We start from the raw sequence: 15,306 nt of genomic DNA on the forward strand, positions 1-15,306 counted from the left end.
GCGATGTGGCGGTCCGTCGCCTCGAACGCGCTGACGTTCTTCATCGTGATCCTGATCGCGATGGCAGCGCTGGTGGCGTGGGGGCGAAACGAGTTCTTTGCCGCGGGACCGTTGGCCCAGCCGATCTGCCTGGAGGTGGAGCGGGGCGCCAGCCTGTCGGCGGTGAGCCGGAACCTGGAGGAGCGCGGCGCGATCACCGATGCCCGTATCTTCCGGATCGGGGCGGAATATGCCGACCGGGCGGATGACCTGAAGTTCGGAAGCTACATGGTCCCGGCCAGCGCCAGCATGTCGGAAGTGCTGGAGGCGATCACGGCGAGCGGCAAGTCGACCTGCGGGCGAGACCTGAACTACAGGATCGGGGTGACAAAGTCGGATGTGGTGCTGAGCGAACTGGACCTCGCGAGCAACAGCTACACCGAGGTTGCGCGGTTCGACGCGGGAGTTGACCCTTTGCCGCCGGAATACCTGGAGGTGTCGGACGATCCGGCGCTGGTGTTCCGGATCACGGTGGCCGAGGGCGTGACCAGCTGGCAGATCGTGGATGCGTTGAAGAAGGCGGATTTCCTGCAAGGCGCGCCGGAGACGGTGCCGCCGGAGGGGAGCCTTGCGCCGGGCGGCTATGAGGTGGAGCGCGGGACGGAACGCGGGACGCTGATCGCCGAGATGACCGAGAAGCAGGCTGCGATCCTGGCGGAGGCCTGGGCCGCGCGGGCCGACGGGCTGCCCTATGACACGCCGGAGGAGGCGCTGATCATGGCCTCGATCATCGAGAAGGAAACCGGCATCGCCGATGAGCGGGGCCGGGTGGCGAGCGTCTTCATCAACCGCTTGCAGCAGGGGATGCGGTTGCAGACCGACCCGACGGTGATCTACGGCATCACCAAGGGTGAGGGCGTGCTGGGTCGGGGCTTGCGGCAGAGCGAGTTGCGGCGGGAGACACCCTACAACACCTATGTGATCGACGGGCTGCCACCGACGCCCATTGCCAACCCCGGCGTCGAGGCGATCAAGGCGGCGGTGAACCCCGACCAGACGGACGACCTGTTCTTCGTCGCCGATGGCACCGGCGGACACGCCTTTGCCGAGACGCTGGAACAGCACAACGAGAATGTCGCCAAGTGGCGGGCCATCGAGGCGGCGCAGGGCGCGGCGGAAGAGGGCGGCGTTCAGGGCGAGTGACGGTTAACGGATGGTAAAGCCGGCGCGCATCAACATATTGATCTTGCTTCGTTTTATCTTGACTTGGCGCGCGGTCTGATGTAGACCTTGTGACATGCTAGAAGAAGTGTCGAAGCGGCCCGGGGTGGCTCCCCGTTGGCCGCTTTTGCATTTCTCTCGTGCGGGGGCGGCATGAGGGGTGGACGTGCCTAGATGACAGTGAGGTTCACGGGGGATGGCCCCACTCCAGAAGCGGTTCTGGGGGCCACGGAGAAGCTTTACGGCCTGGCGATCATGGAGCTGGAACGCACCATCGACGCGCTGAGCGCCGGGGAATTCAACGAAGTGAAGGCGGCACAGGCGGCGATCCGCGATCTTCGCGCGACGGCGCAACTGGTGCTGCAGGAAAGGGGCAAAGTTGACCAACTCCGCAAACAGATTGCCGACCACGTCGGAGCCGGAGGCGTGCTCGACCTTGACGAGGCCCGAGCTGAGATCGGGCGCCGCCTGGCTTGCCTCCGCAACGCCGGAGGAGGTGGATGAGTTTCTGTCGGGCCTGAGCCAGAACGCGTTGCTGGCGTTGCCTTGGGTGTTCGAGTTCTGGGCGCTGCCGCATCAGCTGCCGCCGCGTGGGGCCTGGAAAACCTGGGTGATCATGGGCGGACGCGGCGCGGGCAAGACTCGGGCCGGGGCGGAATGGGTGCGGTCGCAGGTGGAAGGGGCGGGGCCGGGTGATCCGGGCCGGGCGAAGCGGGTGGCGCTGGTCGGCGAGACGGTCGATCAGGTGCGCGACGTGATGGTGCTGGGCGAGAGCGGGATCGTGGCCTGCTCGCCGCCGGACCGGAAGCCGGAGTGGCAATCGTCTAAGGGACAGCTTCTGTGGCCGAACGGGGCGATGGCGCAGGTGTTCTCGGCCCATGAGCCCGAGGCGATGCGGGGGCCGCAATTCGACGCGGCCTGGGCGGATGAGCTGGGCAAGTGGAAGAAGGGCCGCGAGGCATGGGACCAGTTGCAGTTCGCGCTGCGGTTGGGGAAGAACCCGCAGGCGGTGGTCACGACGACGCCGCGCAACGTGGCGGTGCTGAAGGCGATCCTGAAGAACCCGTCCTCGGTGGTGACGCATGCACCGACCGAGGCGAACCGGGCCTATCTGGCGGAGAGCTTCCTGGCCGAGGTGCAGGCGCGCTATGGCGGGACCAAGTTCGGGCGGCAGGAGCTGGAGGGTGTGCTGGTCGAGGAGGCGGAGGGGGCCTTGTGGAGTTCCGCGATGCTGGAGGCGGCGAGGGTGGACGAGGTTCCCGTGTTCAACCGGGTGGTGGTGGCGGTGGACCCGCCGGTCACGTCGATGAAGTCGAGCGACGAATGCGGAATCGTGGTGGTCGGCGCGGATACACGGGGCGAGCCGAAGGATTGGCGCGCGGTGGTGCTGGAGGATGCCTCGGTCAAGGGGGCGACCCCGGAGGGCTGGGCGCGGGCGGCGCTGGCGGCGATGGAGCGGCATGGGGCGGACCGGCTGGTGGCCGAGGTGAACCAGGGCGGTGACCTGGTGGAGCGGCTGGTCAGGATGATCGACCCCTTGGTCCCGTTCCGGGCGGTTCATGCGACGCGGTCGAAGATGCTTCGGGCGGAGCCGGTCGCCGCGCTGTATGAGCAGGGCCGGGTCCGGCATGTGCGGGGCCTCGGCACACTGGAAGAGCAGTTGGGCAGGATGACGGCTACGGGCTGGCAGGGTTCGGGCTCGCCCGACCGGCTGGATGCGCTGGTCTGGGCGCTGACCGACCTGATGCTGACCCCGTTGCATGGGCTGCGGCCGAGCGTTCGGTCGCTTTAGCGGATTTAGGGAATTGGCAGGTCATATGGCCGGGCGCTTCAGGCAGCCCGGATGGTCGGGATTTGCCCGGGGCATGAAGGAGCGCAAGATGGTGTTCGATTTTCTGCGGAAGGCGCCGGTGCAGGCGGTGCCAGAGCGCAAGGCCTCGGCGGTCGGCCGGGTGATCGCCTGGGGAAGCGCGGGCCGCGTGGCCTGGAGCCCGCGGGACACGGCCAGCCTGACGCGGACGGGGTTCCAGGGCAATCCGGTCGGCTTCCGTGTGGTGCGGCTGATCGCCGAGGCGGCGGCGGCGCTGCCTTTGGTGTGCCAGACTGCCGACCAGCGGTTCGATACGCATCCGGTGCTGGAGCTGATCGGGCGTCCGAATGGGGCTCAGGGGCGGGCGGAGTTCCTGGAGGCGGTTTACGGCTATCTGCTCTTGTCCGGGAACGCCTATGTCGAGGCGGTGCCGGGGGCGGGCTCGGTGCCGGGCGAGCTGCATGTGCTGCGGTCGGACCGGATGAACCTGGTGCCGGGGGCGGATGGTTGGCCGGTGGCCTATGACTACACGGTCGGGGGGCGGACGCATCGCTATGACGTGACGGGCGAGATGAGCCCGATCTGCCACCTCAAGACCTTCCACCCGCAGGATGACCACTACGGGTTCTCGCCGATGCAGGCGGCGGCGGTGGCGGTGGACGTGCACAACAGCGCCTCCAGCTGGTCGAAGGCGCTGCTGGACAATGCGGCGCGGCCTTCGGGGGCCATCGTCTACAAGGGCGCGGACGGGGCGGCCTCGCTGTCTTCCGACCAGTATGACCGGCTGGTGAGCGAGATGGAGGCGCATCATCAGGGCGCGCGGAATGCCGGGCGGCCGATGCTGCTGGAGGGCGGGCTCGACTGGAAGCCGATGGGGTTTTCGCCTTCGGACATGGAGTTCCAGAAGACCAAGGAGGCGGCCGCGCGGGAGATCGCGATTGCTTTCGGTGTGCCGCCGATGCTGCTGGGGATTCCCGGGGACGCGACCTATTCCAACTATCAGGAGGCGAACCGGGCGCTCTACCGGCTGACGGTGCTGCCCTTGGCGACCAAGGTGATGGCGGATCTGGCGCATTGGCTGTCGGGCTTCGCGGGCGAGGCGGTCGACCTGAAGCCCGATCTCGACCAGGTGCCTGCCTTGGCGAGCGAGCGGGATCAGCAATGGGCGCGGGTCGCGGCGGCGGATTTCCTGACGGTGGCCGAGAAGCGGATGCTCCTGGGCCTGCCGAAGCTGGCGGGGGGGGAATGACGGCGCGGCGGTCTGAAGGCGGTTCGCGGTTCCTGTACGACAGTTTCGACGCAGCGGCAGCGCGGATCGAGGCGAACGAGCGGGTCGCGGATGAGCGCTGGGCGGGGCTGGAGTACCGGCTGGGGCTGATCGAGGCGACGCTGGAGCGGCTGGAGAAACGGATCTGGGTCGGCGTCTACGGCGTGGCGGCGTTCCTGTTGGCACAGATGGCCGAGACGGTCATCCAGGCTTCGATGAGGTGAGGGAATGAGCGAATCTGGAGCGCCCGAGCGCAAGTTCCACCGGCCCGAGGCGGGGCTGGTGGTGAGCGAGGGGCATGTGATGCAGGGCTATGCCTCGCTGTTCGGCAAGACCGACCAGGGCGGCGACATCGTGCAGAAGGGCGCCTATGCGGCGAGCCTGAAGCGGCTGGCGGCGCGGCAGGGGCGGGTCAAGATGCTGTGGCAGCACGACCCCGGCCAGCCCATCGGGGTGTGGGACGAGGTGCGCGAGGATGCGACGGGCCTGTGGGTCAAGGGGCGCATCCTGACCGAGGTGGAGCGGGGCCGCGAGGTGGCGGCCCTGGTCCAGGCGGGGGCCATCGACGGGCTGTCCATCGGCTATCGCACCGTCCGGGCGGAGCGCGACGGCAAGGGCCAGCGCCTGTTGTCGGAGCTGGAGCTTTGGGAGGTGTCGCTGGTGACCTTCCCGATGCTGCCCGAAGCGCGGGTTGCGGCCAAGGCGGAGGTGCTGGACGAGGGCTGGCGACATATCGCGGCGGTCTTCGAGGACGCGCGGCGGGCGTTGGCCGACCACCGGACGGGCTGAACAGCCCCCCACCCCCATCCCCTCCCCACGAGGGGGAGGGGAGGCGCGGGTGACGACCGCGCTCTCGATACTGAAACGGAAGGGAAGAAAGATGACCGAGACCAAGTCTCGGGCCGGGGAAGGTCTGTCCCCGGCCCATTCGCCGGCCGAAGAGGCCAAGGCCGCGATGGCCGGTTTCCTGAAAGAATTCAGCAGCTTTCAGGGCGAAGTGAAATCCACGCTGAAACATCAGGAAGAGCGACTGACCATGCTGAACGCAAAGACGATGTCCTATGGCCGCCCGGCGCTTTCGGCCCGCGCGGAGGTGGAAGCCCCGCATCAGAAGGCGTTCAACGCCTATCTGCGGTCGGGCGATGACGATGGCCTGCGCGGCCTGATCCTGGAAGGCAAGGCGATGTCTTCCGCCGTGGCGGCAGACGGCGGCTACCTGGTCGACCCGCAGACCTCGGACCGCATCCAGTCGTTGCTGCTGTCTACCTCCAGCTTGCGGTCAGTGGCGAATGTGGTGCAGGTCGAGGCGACTTCGTTCGACGTGATCGTGGATCGCAGCGAAGTGGGGTCGGGCTGGGCGACCGAGGCCGCGGCCACCACCGAGACGGCGACGCCGGTGATCGAGCGCATCTCGATCAAGCTGCACGAGCTGGCGGCGATGCCGAAGGCCAGCCAGCGCCTGCTGGATGACAGCGCCTTCGACGTGGAAGGCTGGCTGGCCGAGAAGATCGCCACCCGCTTCATCCGCGCCGAGGCGGCGGCCTTCATCAACGGCGATGGCGTCGACAAGCCGAAGGGCATTCTCTTGCCCACCAAGGTGGCGAACGCGTCCTGGACCTGGGGCAATATCGGTTACATCCCCACGGGGGCGGCGGCCGACTTTGCGACCACCAATGCGGCGGATTGCATCATCAACCTGGTCTATGCGCTGGGCGCGGACTACCGGGCAAACGGCAGCTTCGTGATGAACTCGAAGACCGTGGGCGCGGTGCGCAAGATGAAGGACGCCGACGGTCGCTTCCTGTGGTCGGACGGGCTAGCGGCGGGCGAGCCTTCGCGGCTGATGGGCTATCCGGTGGTGGTGTCGGAGGACATGCCCGACATCGCGGCGAACGCCTATGCAGTGGCCTTCGGCGACTTCCGCGCGGCCTATACCATCGCGGAACGCCCGGACCTGCGCATCCTGCGCGATCCGTTCTCTGCCAAGCCCAACGTTTTGTTCTACGCCAACAAGCGCGTGGGCGGCGACATCACCGACTATGCGGCGATCAAGCTTCTGAAGATCGCGGTGTCGTGACGTTCCGGCCCGGTCCCTGCGGGGGCGGGCCTTTCCTGCCCCTCGCGTATCGCAACGGCCCGGTCCGGGCGGAGAGCTGATCATGATGTTGACCGAAGAGACCCCGGTGCCGCTGGCGGCGCTGCCGGTGGAAGAGTTGAAGGACCATCTGCGGATGGGCAGCGGCTTTGCCGATGACGGGTTGCAGGACGGGCTGATCGAGACCTACCTTCGCGCCGCCCTGGCGTCGATCGAGGGGCGGATCGGCAAGATGCTGTTCCAGCGCCGGTTCCTCTGGGTGCTGGAGTGCTGGCGGGATGAAGAACAAGCAATGCCTGTGGCCCCGGTGTCCAGTGTGGTGAGCGTGACGCTGGTCGATGCGGCGGGGGGCGAGGTGGTGGTGCCAGTCGGCGCTTATCGGCTGGTCAAGGACCTGCATCGCCCGCGGTTGGCAGGGAAGGGTGGGGCGCTGCCCACCATCCCCGGTGAGGGGGTGGTGAAGGTGGTGTTCGATGCGGGCTTCGGCGCGGCCTGGACCGACATTCCGGTCGACCTGCGGCAGGCGGTGCTGCTGCTGGCGGGGGAGTTCTACGAGCATCGCCACGACGATGGCGCGCAGGCCGCAGGGCTGCCCTTCGGCGTGGTGACGCTGATCGAGCGCTGGCGGACGGTGCGCATCCTCGGCGGGGGCAAGAAATGAACGCGCCCCATCTGAACCGGGCGCTGGTGCTGGAGGGTGTGTTTCGTACACCGGACGGCGCGGGTGGTTTCACGTCGGCCTGGACGGCTCTGGGCACGCTCTGGGCCGAGGTGCTGCCGGGATCGGGCAGCGATACCTTGGGCGAGGAGCGAATGCTGTCGGCGGTGCCCTACCGGATCACGGTGCGAGGTGCGGCGGTCGGTTCGCCCTCGCGGCCCAAGGCGGGGCAGCGGTTCCGCGAGGGGGTGCGGCTGTTCCTGATCCAGGCGGTGACCGAGCGGGACCAATTCGGTCGCTATCTCACCTGTTTCGCCCGCGAGGAGGTGCCGAAATGAGCTATGGTGCAGCACCCGCCCTGCAGACGGCGGTGTTTCAGCGGCTGTCGAACTGGCCGGCCCTGGCGGGCGTGGCGATCTACGACGCCGTGCCGCCGAACGTGACCGGGACCTTCGTTCTGATCGGCCCCGAGGAGGCGCGCGACCAGTCCGACAAGTCGGGCGCGGGGGCCGAGCATCAGCTGGTGATCAGCGTGATCACCGATGCGACCGGGTTCCTGTCGATCAAGACCATCGGTGCCGATATCTCGGAAGCGCTGATCGGGGCTCCCCTGTCGCTGTCGCGGGGCGCGCTGGTCAGCCTGTTCTTCGTCCGGGCCTCGGCGCGGCGGATCGAAGAGGGCGAGACGCGGCGGATCGACCTCACCTTCCGGGCACGGGTTCAGCTTTAGCGCCCGCCCAACACCCTTCATACGGAGAGCGAATATGGCTGTGCAAAGCGGCAAGGATCTGCTGATCAAGATCGACCAGACGGGGGACGGCCAGTTCGTCACCATTGCGGGCCTGCGGGCGACGCGGATCAGCTTCAACACGGAATCGGTGGATGTCACCAGCCTGGAAAGCCAGGGCGGCTGGCGCGAGCTGCTGGCGGGGGCGGGGGTGAAGTCGGCCGCGATCTCGGGGTCGGGCGTGTTCCGGGACGAGAACACCGACGAGCGGGCGCGGCAGGTGTTCTTCACCGGCGAGATCCCGGATTTCCAGGTGGTGATCCCGAGCTTTGGCGTGATCGAGGGGCCGTTCCAGATCACCAGCATCGAATATTCGGGCAGCCACAACGACGAGGCGAGTTACGAGATGGCGATGGCCTCGGCGGGTGCCCTGACCTTTACGGCGCTTTGAGATGGCGAACCCCTGGGCAGGTGAGGTGGCGATCTGGCTGGATGGTGAGCTGCATGCGGCGAAGCTGACTTTGGGCGCGCTGGCCGAGCTGGAGGAGGCGCTGGAGACGGGGTCGCTTCTGGACCTGGTGCAGCGGTTCGAGGAACGGCGATTCTCGACGCGGGATGTCCTGGCGCTGATCGTCGCGGGGTTGCGCGGCGGCGGGTGGCAGGGGTCGGCTGCGGACCTGTTGCGGGTCGAGATCGGCGGCGGGCCGGTCGAGGCGGCGCGGGCGGCGGCTGAGTTGCTGGCGCGGGCCTTCGCGCTGCCGGAAGAGCCATGAGCGGAATCGACTGGCGCGGGCTGATGCAGGCGGGCCTGCATGGGTTGGGGCTGGAACCGGCGGTCTTCTGGCGGCTCACGCCGGTGGAGCTGAAGATCATGTTGGGGCGGGAGGGTCTGGTCCCGCCCCTGACACGCGCGCGCCTGGCGGAACTGGCGGCGGCGTTCCCGGATGTGAGGAAGGAAAAGCGCGATGGCGGATATCGGAACGATGCAGGAGCAGCTCCAGGCGCTTGAGGCGCAGATGGGGTCGTCGGTGTCGATGGTGGCGGCGTTCGACGGTGAGCTTTCGCGGATGCGGGAGACGATGGCCTTTACCGGTCGTGAGGTGAACACGTTGTCGAGCGGGATCAGCGGGGGGCTGCGGAAGGCCTTCGACGGGCTGGTCTTCGACGGGATGAAGCTGAACGACGCGCTGAAGTCGGTCGCGAACACCATCGTCGATACGGTCTATTCCATCGCGATCAAGCCGGTGACGGGCGCGCTGGGCGGCCTGCTGGCGCAGGGTGTGGCCGGGGTCATGGGGGCGGGGATGCCCTTTGCCAATGGCGGGGCCTTCAGCCAGGGGAAGGTGATGCCCTTTGCCAAAGGCGGAATCGTGGGCGCGCCCACGACCTTTCCGATGCGGGGCGGGCGCGGCTTGATGGGCGAGGCGGGACCCGAGGCGATCATGCCGCTGGCGCGGGGTCCGGACGGTCGGCTGGGAGTGCAGGCGGGCGGGGGCAGGGCGGTCAGCGTGGTGATGAACATCACGACGCCGGACGTCCAGGGCTTCCAGCGCAGCCAATCGCAGGTTGCGGCCCAGGTCAGCCGCGCCCTGTCGCGCGGCCAGCGTAACCGGTGAGGGATGAAATGGCATTTCACGAGATACGCTTCCCGGCCAACCTGAGCTTCGGGTCGGTCGGCGGCCCCGAACGGCGGACCGAGATCGTCACCCTGGCGAACGGGTTCGAAGAGCGGAACAGCCCCTGGGCGCATTCGCGCCGACGCTACGATGCGGGCGTGGGGCTGCGGTCGCTGAACGACGTCGAGACGCTGATCGCCTTTTTCGAGGCCCGCGCCGGGCAGTTGCACGGCTTTCGCTGGAAGGACTGGTCGGACTTCAAGTCCTGCGCGCCGCTTGCGACCCCGGCTCCTGACGATCAGCTGATCGGAACCGGCGACGGGGAGACGAAGGTCTTTCCGTTGCGGAAGACCTATGTGTCGGGCTTGCAGGAATATTCCCGCCCGATCCGCAAGCCGGTTCTCGGCACGGTGCTGGTCGCCGTGGCCGGAGATCAGAAGATCGAGTCGCTGGAGTTCACGGTGAACCCGGAAACCGGTGAGGTGAGCTTCACCCTTGCGCCGGACCTGGGCACCCGCGTCACGGCGGGGTTCGAATTCGACGTGCCGGTCCGCTTCGACACCGATGCGATCCAGACCTCGGTCGCGTCGTTCCGGGCCGGGGATGTTCCCAATGTGCCCATCGTGGAGGTGCGGCTGTGAGCAAGGACGCCCTGCTTTCGCATCTTGCGACCGGCTCTACCACGGTTTGCCGCGCCTGGACGGTGCGGAGCCGGGACGGGTTGGTGCTTGGTTTCACCGACCACGACCAGGACCTTCAGGTCGATGGAGTGGCCTGCCGTGCAGACACGGGCATGACCGCCCGCGCGCTTCAGCAGACGACCGGACTTTCAGTTGACAACAGTGAGGCCTTCGGCGCGCTGAGCGCGGCGGCGATCACCGAGGATGACCTGACCGTCGGTCGCTTCGACGGCGCGGAGGTTCGGGCCTATCTGGTCAACTGGGTGGCGCCGGAAGACTTTGTCCTTCAGTTCTGCGGCAGCCTGGGCGAGATCTCTCGTGTTGACGGCAGCTTCAAGGCCGAACTGCGCGGCCTGACCGAGCTGCTGAACCGCCCGCAAGGCATGGCCTATACACCGGGGTGTTCGGCTGTGCTGGGCGACGGTCGCTGCCGCTTCGCGCTGACCCAGCCGGGATATTTCGTCGAGGTGGCGGTGGACGCGGTGGAGGAGGGCAGGGTCTTCACCTTTGCCGACTTCGCGAGTTTCGAGCGGAGCTGGTTCGAGGATGGGCGCTTCACGGTCATCAGCGGGGCAGCGGTGGGGCTGATGGGTGTCGTGAAGATCGACCGGCAGGAGGGGGCGAACCGCCGGGTCGAACTTTGGCAGTCGCTGCGGGCTCCGATTGCGGCCGGTGACCTGGTTCGCATCGAGGCGGGTTGCGACAAGTCTGCGACCGCCTGCCGCATCAAGTTCGCGAACTTCCTGAACTTCCGGGGGTTTCCGCATGTTCCGGGGGAGGACTGGCTTGCCTCGTATCCGGTTCCGGGCCGGTCGAATGGCGGGGCCCGGCGGTCCGATGGCGGTGGCGCATGACAGTCGGCGCGCAGATCGTTGCCGAGGCGCGGCTGTGGGTCGGGACACCCTATCTTCACCAGGCGAGTGTCCGGGGGGCCGGAACGGATTGCCTCGGGTTGCTGCGCGGCGTCTGGCGGGCGGTTCTGGGTGACGAGCCGGAGCCGGTGCCCGTCTACACGGACGATTGGGCGGAACCATCGAACGAGGAGGTCCTGTTTGCAGCGGCCGAGCGGTGGCTTCGGGAAAAGTCGTGTGCTCAGCCCGCAGTCGGCGACGTGATCCTGTTCCGCATGCGGGAGGGGAGTATCGCCAAGCATCTGGGGCTTCAGTCCGAGACCGGACCGCATCCGCGGTTCATCCATGCCTACACAGGCCATGGCGTGATCGAAAGCTCGCTTTCGGCCCCGTGGGAGCGCCGGATTGCGGCGCGTTTTGCCTTTCCAGAAGGAACCAAGTGAATGGCCACTTTGCTGCTTTCGGCCGCGGGCGCGATGGTCGGTGCCGGTGTCGGCGGGACTGTTCTGGGCCTCTCCGGTGCTGTGATCGGGCGCGCCATCGGGGCGACGATCGGACGGGCAATCGACCAGCGTATCCTGGGCGGGGGGTCGGAGCCGGTGGATGTAGGCCGGATCGACCGGTTGCGCCTTACGGGTGCGGGCGAGGGGGCGGCCATCGGGCAGGTCTGGGGGCGAATGCGGGTTGGCGGGCAGGTGGTCTGGGCCACGGAGTTCACCGAAACGGTCCGTCGTCGCCGGACAGGGAAGGGTGCGCCGAAGCCCAAGGTGAACGAATACAGCTATTCGGTCAGCCTGGCGATCGGGCTTTGCGAAGGCGAAATCCTTCGGGTCGGCAGGATCTGGGCCGATGGCAACGAGATCCCGGCGACCGATCTCAGCATGCGGGTCTACAGCGGCAGCGAAGACCAGCTGCCCGATCCCTTGATCGAAGCAGTCGAGGGGGTTGGCAAGGCCCCGGCCTATCGTGGCCTGGCCTATGTTGTCATCGAGGATCTGGAGCTTGCCGCTTACGGCAATCGCGTCCCACAGTTCAGTTTCGAAGTGGTGCGGGCGGCGCAGGGTCCGGCTGTGGACCGGGCGGCGACGCTGGGCGGCGCGGTTCGGGGTGTGGCGCTGATTCCCGGGACCGGCGAATACGGGTTGGCAACGACGCCGGTTCACTATGCCGAGGCGCTGGGCCGGAACCGCACGGCGAACGTCCATTCGCCATCGGGAAAGACCGATTTCGCGACCAGCCTGGACCAGCTGAGCCAGGAACTGCCGGAGTCGGGTGTAGTGTCGGTTGTCGTCTCCTGGTTCGGTAACGACCTGCGGTGTTCGTCCTGCACGGTCCGCCCGAAGGTGGAACAGAAGCTCCGGGATGGGGTCGGCATGCCCTGGCGCGCGGGTGGCATCAACCGGGCTGCGGCGCAGGAGGTTCCGAAGGTCGACAATGCATCGATCTATGGCGGAACGCCGGCGGATGCTTCGGTGATCGAGGCGATCCGGGCCCTGCGGGACGCCGGCAAGGAGGTGATGTTCTATCCCTTCATCCTGATGGACCAGGTCGCGGGTAACATCTTGCCAGACCCCTGGACGGGCGCCGCCACGCAACTCGCGCTGCCCTGGCGGGGTCGCATCACCCTGACGACCGCGCCGGGACGTCCTGGCAGTGCGGACCGGACCGCAGGCGCGGCGGCTGAAGTCGCCGCCTTCTTCGGGGTTGCCGAGCCGGCGCATTTTTCGGTGAGCGGCGAGACGATCAGCTATTCCGGGCCCGCAGATTGGGGCTACCGCAAGTTCATCTTGCACTGCGCCCATCTTTGCGCGGCTGCGGGGGGCGTGGAATCCTTCTGCATCGGGTCGGAGCTTCGGTCGCTGACGCAGGTTCGAGGCGTCGGCGACAGCTTTCCTGCTGTCCAGGAATTGCGGCGCCTTGCGGCTGATGTCAGGTCAATCGTAGGGCCCCAGGTCAAGATCAGCTATGCGGCCGACTGGTCCGAGTATTTCGGCTATCATGTCGACGGAAACGTCTATTTCCACCTTGATCCGCTGTGGTCGCATCCCGACATCGACTTCATCGGCATCGACAATTACATGCCGCTCTCTGACTGGCGCGATGGCGAATGTCACGCCGATTCCGCCTTCGGCTCGGTCTACAATCCGCAATACCTGCTTGCGAACATCGCGGGAGGCGAAGGGTTCGACTGGTACTACGACAGCCCGGAGGGAGCGCTTGCGCAACGACGCCTGCCGATCATCGACACCGCATATGGCGAGGATTGGATCTTTCGCGTCAAGGACCTGAAATCCTGGTGGTCGAGTTGGCATCATGACCGGCTCGACGGCGTCAGATCGGCGTCGCCGACCGATTGGGTTCCGGCGTCGAAGCCGATCCGGTTCACGGAATATGGATGTGCGGCCATCGACAAGGGGACCAACCAGCCGAACCGTTTCGTCGACGCGAAATCGTCGGAGTCCGGGCTGCCCGCCTGGTCCAATGGACGACGCGATGATCTGATCCAGATGCAGTATCTGCTGGCGATGGCAGCGCATTGGACCGATTCCCGGAACAATCCGGTTTCCGGCATTTACGGCGCTGCGATGGTTGACATGAGTCATGCCTATGCCTGGGCCTGGGATGCGCGCCCTTTTCCGGAATTTCCCGGCCAGACCGAAGTCTGGAGTGACGGTGCGAACTACGCGCGCGGGCACTGGCTGAACGGGCGGGCGTCGAACCAGCCGCTGTCCGCCGTCGTGCGCGAGTTGTGCCGGAAATCCGGGGTGGAGGCGCTTGATTTGAGTGCTCTGTTCGGGCTGGTTCGCGGCTATCAGCAAACCGACATTGCCACCGTTCGGTCGGCCTTGCAGCCCCTCATGCTCGCCTTCGGCTTTGATGTCTTCGAGCGTGACGGGCAACTGGTATTTCGCAATCGCACCGCAAATGTGCTGGCCGACCTTGCCGGGGACGAGGTCGCGCTTGTGCCGGACCTCGACGGACGGATCGAGGTGACGCGAAGCTCGGATGCCGAAACAGCGGGTCAGGTTCGTCTCGGCTATGTCGATGCGCAATCCAGCTACGAGCTTCGGTCGGTCGAAACGCGTTTTCCCGATGAGGAATCCGTCGGCGTTTCCCAGACCGATCTGCCTCTGGCCCTGACGAAATCGGAGGGTCTGGGCGCGGTCGAGCGATGGTTGGCGGAAGCGCGGGTGGCAAGAGATACCGCCAGGTTCGCGCTGCCGAAGTCCAGACTTTCGATCGGAGCCGGCGATGTCGTCCGGATAGCGGATGGTCGCTACCGGGTGGATCGGGTCGAGCAATCGGAAAGCCAACTCCTGGAAGCCACCCGGGTCGAGCCCGGTATCTATCTCCCCTCGGAGAAATCGGAAGAGGTTTCGTCCCTGCGCCCGTTCAATCCTCCGGTTCCGGTGCTTCCCGTGTTTCTTGATCTGCCGCTTCTGACGGGTCAGGAAGTCCCCCATGCCCCGCATGTGGCGGTCGGTGCCGACCCTTGGCCGGGGCCGGTCGCGGTGTGGTCGTCTGGCGAGGACGCCGGTTACGAACTCAACCGGCTTGTCGCTGCTCCGGCGGTGATTGGCGTCACGGAATCGCCGATAACGGTCCACCGTCCCGGCATATGGGACGAAGGCCCGCCGCTTCGCGTCAGGATTGCCGGAGGAGAACTGGCATCCGCCAGCCGGACCTCCGTGCTGAACGGCGCCAATGCCATGGCCATCGGTGACGGCAGTGCGGCCAACTGGGAGGTCTTCCAGTTTGCCGACGCCCAGATTGTCGCGCCCGACACCTATGAGATTTCGGCCCGCCTTCGCGGCCAGCTTGGAACCGACGGCGTCATGCCGGATGTCTGGCCTGCAGGCAGTACCGTCGTTCTGCTTGACCTTGCGCTGATGCAGATAGAGCTGTCGGCCTCGTCCCGAGGCTTGGTGCGCTACTACCGGATCGGTTCCGCATCGCGGGGTTATGATGACTCGAACGTGATCCTGCGCACGGAAGCGTTCGACGGGATAGGGCTGCGTCCCTATCCCGTCGCCCATATTCGGCATACCCAGGCTTCCGGCGATATCCAGCTTGTCTGGCGGCGCCGGACGCGCCTGGACGGCGACAGCTGGCAATCGACCGAGGTTCCGCTCGCCGAAGAAAGCGAAGCCTATCTTGTTCGGGTGATCGAGGGTGGAGAAATCCAGGCGGAGTACGGCACCAGCCAGCCGTCCTTTGCCTACACGAGCGCCATGCGGGCGTCAGATGGCGTTTCCACCGACTTCCAGCTTGCGGTGGCCCAGCTTTCCATGAGCTACGGACCCGGCCCGTTCCGGCAGATCGAGGTGCAGATCTGAATGAGGTGGCTCCTTGATCCGCTGTGACAGCAAAGCCCCGGCTTTGAAATGGCCCGACCCGACAC

At 66.7% G+C, this 15,306-nt stretch carries 18 protein-coding genes; all 18 read left to right on the top strand.

Annotated elements, in window-relative coordinates:
* Positions 1–3: 3 nt before the first annotated feature.
* On the top strand, positions 4–1,182 hold the full coding sequence (gene mltG, locus JNJ68_RS16040) for an endolytic transglycosylase MltG (protein WP_294983685.1): 1,179 nt from the start codon (positions 4–6) through the stop codon (positions 1,180–1,182).
* A gap of 192 nt (positions 1,183–1,374) precedes the next feature.
* Positions 1,375–1,704 carry a hypothetical protein gene (locus JNJ68_RS16045; protein ID WP_294983688.1) on the top strand — a complete coding sequence of 110 codons (330 nt, stop codon included), beginning with the start codon at positions 1,375–1,377 and terminating at the stop codon, positions 1,702–1,704.
* Entirely contained in the window at positions 1,697–2,992 is a 1,296-nt protein-coding gene (locus tag JNJ68_RS16050) for a terminase family protein (protein WP_294983691.1), read from the top strand. The genes JNJ68_RS16045 and JNJ68_RS16050 overlap by 8 nt, the downstream gene beginning before the upstream one ends.
* Positions 2,993–3,080: 88 nt before the next feature.
* The gene (locus JNJ68_RS16055) at positions 3,081–4,259 is read left to right on the top strand and encodes a phage portal protein (protein ID WP_294983694.1); all 1,179 of its coding nucleotides are present in this window, start codon (positions 3,081–3,083) and stop codon (positions 4,257–4,259) included.
* Positions 4,256–4,501, top strand: coding sequence for a hypothetical protein (locus JNJ68_RS16060; protein WP_294983697.1), 246 nt, complete (start codon positions 4,256–4,258; stop codon positions 4,499–4,501). The genes JNJ68_RS16055 and JNJ68_RS16060 overlap by 4 nt, the downstream gene beginning before the upstream one ends.
* 4 nt (positions 4,502–4,505) lie before the next feature.
* The gene (locus JNJ68_RS16065; RefSeq protein ID WP_294983700.1) at positions 4,506–5,066 is read left to right on the top strand and encodes an HK97 family phage prohead protease; all 561 of its coding nucleotides are present in this window, start codon (positions 4,506–4,508) and stop codon (positions 5,064–5,066) included.
* Positions 5,067–5,157: 91 nt separating this feature from the next.
* Positions 5,158–6,354 carry a phage major capsid protein gene (locus tag JNJ68_RS16070; RefSeq protein WP_294983703.1) on the top strand — a complete coding sequence of 399 codons (1,197 nt, stop codon included), beginning with the start codon at positions 5,158–5,160 and terminating at the stop codon, positions 6,352–6,354.
* A gap of 82 nt (positions 6,355–6,436) precedes the next feature.
* Positions 6,437–7,033: a hypothetical protein gene (locus JNJ68_RS16075; protein WP_294983705.1), complete on the top strand. Its 597-nt coding sequence runs from the start codon at positions 6,437–6,439 to the stop codon at positions 7,031–7,033.
* Entirely contained in the window at positions 7,030–7,368 is a 339-nt protein-coding gene (locus JNJ68_RS16080) for a head-tail adaptor protein (RefSeq protein ID WP_294983708.1), read from the top strand. The genes JNJ68_RS16075 and JNJ68_RS16080 overlap by 4 nt, the downstream gene beginning before the upstream one ends.
* Positions 7,365–7,760, top strand: coding sequence for a DUF3168 domain-containing protein (locus JNJ68_RS16085; RefSeq protein WP_294983711.1), 396 nt, complete (start codon positions 7,365–7,367; stop codon positions 7,758–7,760). The genes JNJ68_RS16080 and JNJ68_RS16085 overlap by 4 nt, the downstream gene beginning before the upstream one ends.
* 34 nt (positions 7,761–7,794) lie before the next feature.
* Complete coding sequence (locus JNJ68_RS16090; RefSeq protein WP_294983713.1) at positions 7,795–8,208, top strand: phage major tail protein, TP901-1 family; 414 nt, start codon at positions 7,795–7,797, stop codon at positions 8,206–8,208.
* A 1-nt stretch (position 8,209) separates the two neighbouring features.
* Positions 8,210–8,530 carry a gene transfer agent family protein gene (locus tag JNJ68_RS16095; protein WP_294983716.1) on the top strand — a complete coding sequence of 107 codons (321 nt, stop codon included), beginning with the start codon at positions 8,210–8,212 and terminating at the stop codon, positions 8,528–8,530.
* Positions 8,527–8,766 carry a rcc01693 family protein gene (locus JNJ68_RS16100; protein WP_294983719.1) on the top strand — a complete coding sequence of 80 codons (240 nt, stop codon included), beginning with the start codon at positions 8,527–8,529 and terminating at the stop codon, positions 8,764–8,766. The genes JNJ68_RS16095 and JNJ68_RS16100 overlap by 4 nt, the downstream gene beginning before the upstream one ends.
* A complete protein-coding gene (locus JNJ68_RS16105) occupies positions 8,723–9,373 on the top strand; it encodes a phage tail tape measure protein (protein ID WP_294983722.1) in 651 nt (216 codons plus the stop codon). The genes JNJ68_RS16100 and JNJ68_RS16105 overlap by 44 nt, the downstream gene beginning before the upstream one ends.
* A gap of 8 nt (positions 9,374–9,381) precedes the next feature.
* Entirely contained in the window at positions 9,382–10,014 is a 633-nt protein-coding gene (locus JNJ68_RS16110; protein ID WP_294983726.1) for a DUF2460 domain-containing protein, read from the top strand.
* A complete protein-coding gene (locus tag JNJ68_RS16115) occupies positions 10,011–10,907 on the top strand; it encodes a DUF2163 domain-containing protein (RefSeq protein ID WP_294983728.1) in 897 nt (298 codons plus the stop codon). The genes JNJ68_RS16110 and JNJ68_RS16115 overlap by 4 nt, the downstream gene beginning before the upstream one ends.
* Positions 10,904–11,347, top strand: a complete 444-nt coding sequence (locus JNJ68_RS16120; RefSeq protein ID WP_294983731.1) for an NlpC/P60 family protein — start codon at positions 10,904–10,906, stop codon at positions 11,345–11,347. The genes JNJ68_RS16115 and JNJ68_RS16120 overlap by 4 nt, the downstream gene beginning before the upstream one ends.
* Positions 11,348–15,241, top strand: a complete 3,894-nt coding sequence (locus JNJ68_RS16125; RefSeq protein ID WP_294983734.1) for a glycoside hydrolase/phage tail family protein — start codon at positions 11,348–11,350, stop codon at positions 15,239–15,241.
* Positions 15,242–15,306 lie beyond the last annotated feature (65 nt).

Source organism: Tabrizicola sp. (genome assembly GCF_016793705.1).
In the GTDB taxonomy this organism is placed as follows: Bacteria; Pseudomonadota; Alphaproteobacteria; order Rhodobacterales; family Rhodobacteraceae; genus Tabrizicola.

Coding starts and splice junctions, on each gene's coding strand:
- mltG (WP_294983685.1), top strand. CDS start 4: ATGTGGCGGTCCGTCGCCTCGAACGCGCTGACGTTCTTCATCGTGATC.
- JNJ68_RS16045 (WP_294983688.1), top strand. CDS start 1,375: ATGACAGTGAGGTTCACGGGGGATGGCCCCACTCCAGAAGCGGTTCTG.
- JNJ68_RS16055 (WP_294983694.1), top strand. CDS start 3,081: ATGGTGTTCGATTTTCTGCGGAAGGCGCCGGTGCAGGCGGTGCCAGAG.
- JNJ68_RS16060 (WP_294983697.1), top strand. CDS start 4,256: ATGACGGCGCGGCGGTCTGAAGGCGGTTCGCGGTTCCTGTACGACAGT.
- JNJ68_RS16065 (WP_294983700.1), top strand. CDS start 4,506: ATGAGCGAATCTGGAGCGCCCGAGCGCAAGTTCCACCGGCCCGAGGCG.
- JNJ68_RS16070 (WP_294983703.1), top strand. CDS start 5,158: ATGACCGAGACCAAGTCTCGGGCCGGGGAAGGTCTGTCCCCGGCCCAT.
- JNJ68_RS16075 (WP_294983705.1), top strand. CDS start 6,437: ATGATGTTGACCGAAGAGACCCCGGTGCCGCTGGCGGCGCTGCCGGTG.
- JNJ68_RS16080 (WP_294983708.1), top strand. CDS start 7,030: ATGAACGCGCCCCATCTGAACCGGGCGCTGGTGCTGGAGGGTGTGTTT.
- JNJ68_RS16085 (WP_294983711.1), top strand. CDS start 7,365: ATGAGCTATGGTGCAGCACCCGCCCTGCAGACGGCGGTGTTTCAGCGG.
- JNJ68_RS16090 (WP_294983713.1), top strand. CDS start 7,795: ATGGCTGTGCAAAGCGGCAAGGATCTGCTGATCAAGATCGACCAGACG.
- JNJ68_RS16095 (WP_294983716.1), top strand. CDS start 8,210: ATGGCGAACCCCTGGGCAGGTGAGGTGGCGATCTGGCTGGATGGTGAG.
- JNJ68_RS16100 (WP_294983719.1), top strand. CDS start 8,527: ATGAGCGGAATCGACTGGCGCGGGCTGATGCAGGCGGGCCTGCATGGG.
- JNJ68_RS16105 (WP_294983722.1), top strand. CDS start 8,723: ATGGCGGATATCGGAACGATGCAGGAGCAGCTCCAGGCGCTTGAGGCG.
- JNJ68_RS16110 (WP_294983726.1), top strand. CDS start 9,382: ATGGCATTTCACGAGATACGCTTCCCGGCCAACCTGAGCTTCGGGTCG.
- JNJ68_RS16120 (WP_294983731.1), top strand. CDS start 10,904: ATGACAGTCGGCGCGCAGATCGTTGCCGAGGCGCGGCTGTGGGTCGGG.
- JNJ68_RS16125 (WP_294983734.1), top strand. CDS start 11,348: ATGGCCACTTTGCTGCTTTCGGCCGCGGGCGCGATGGTCGGTGCCGGT.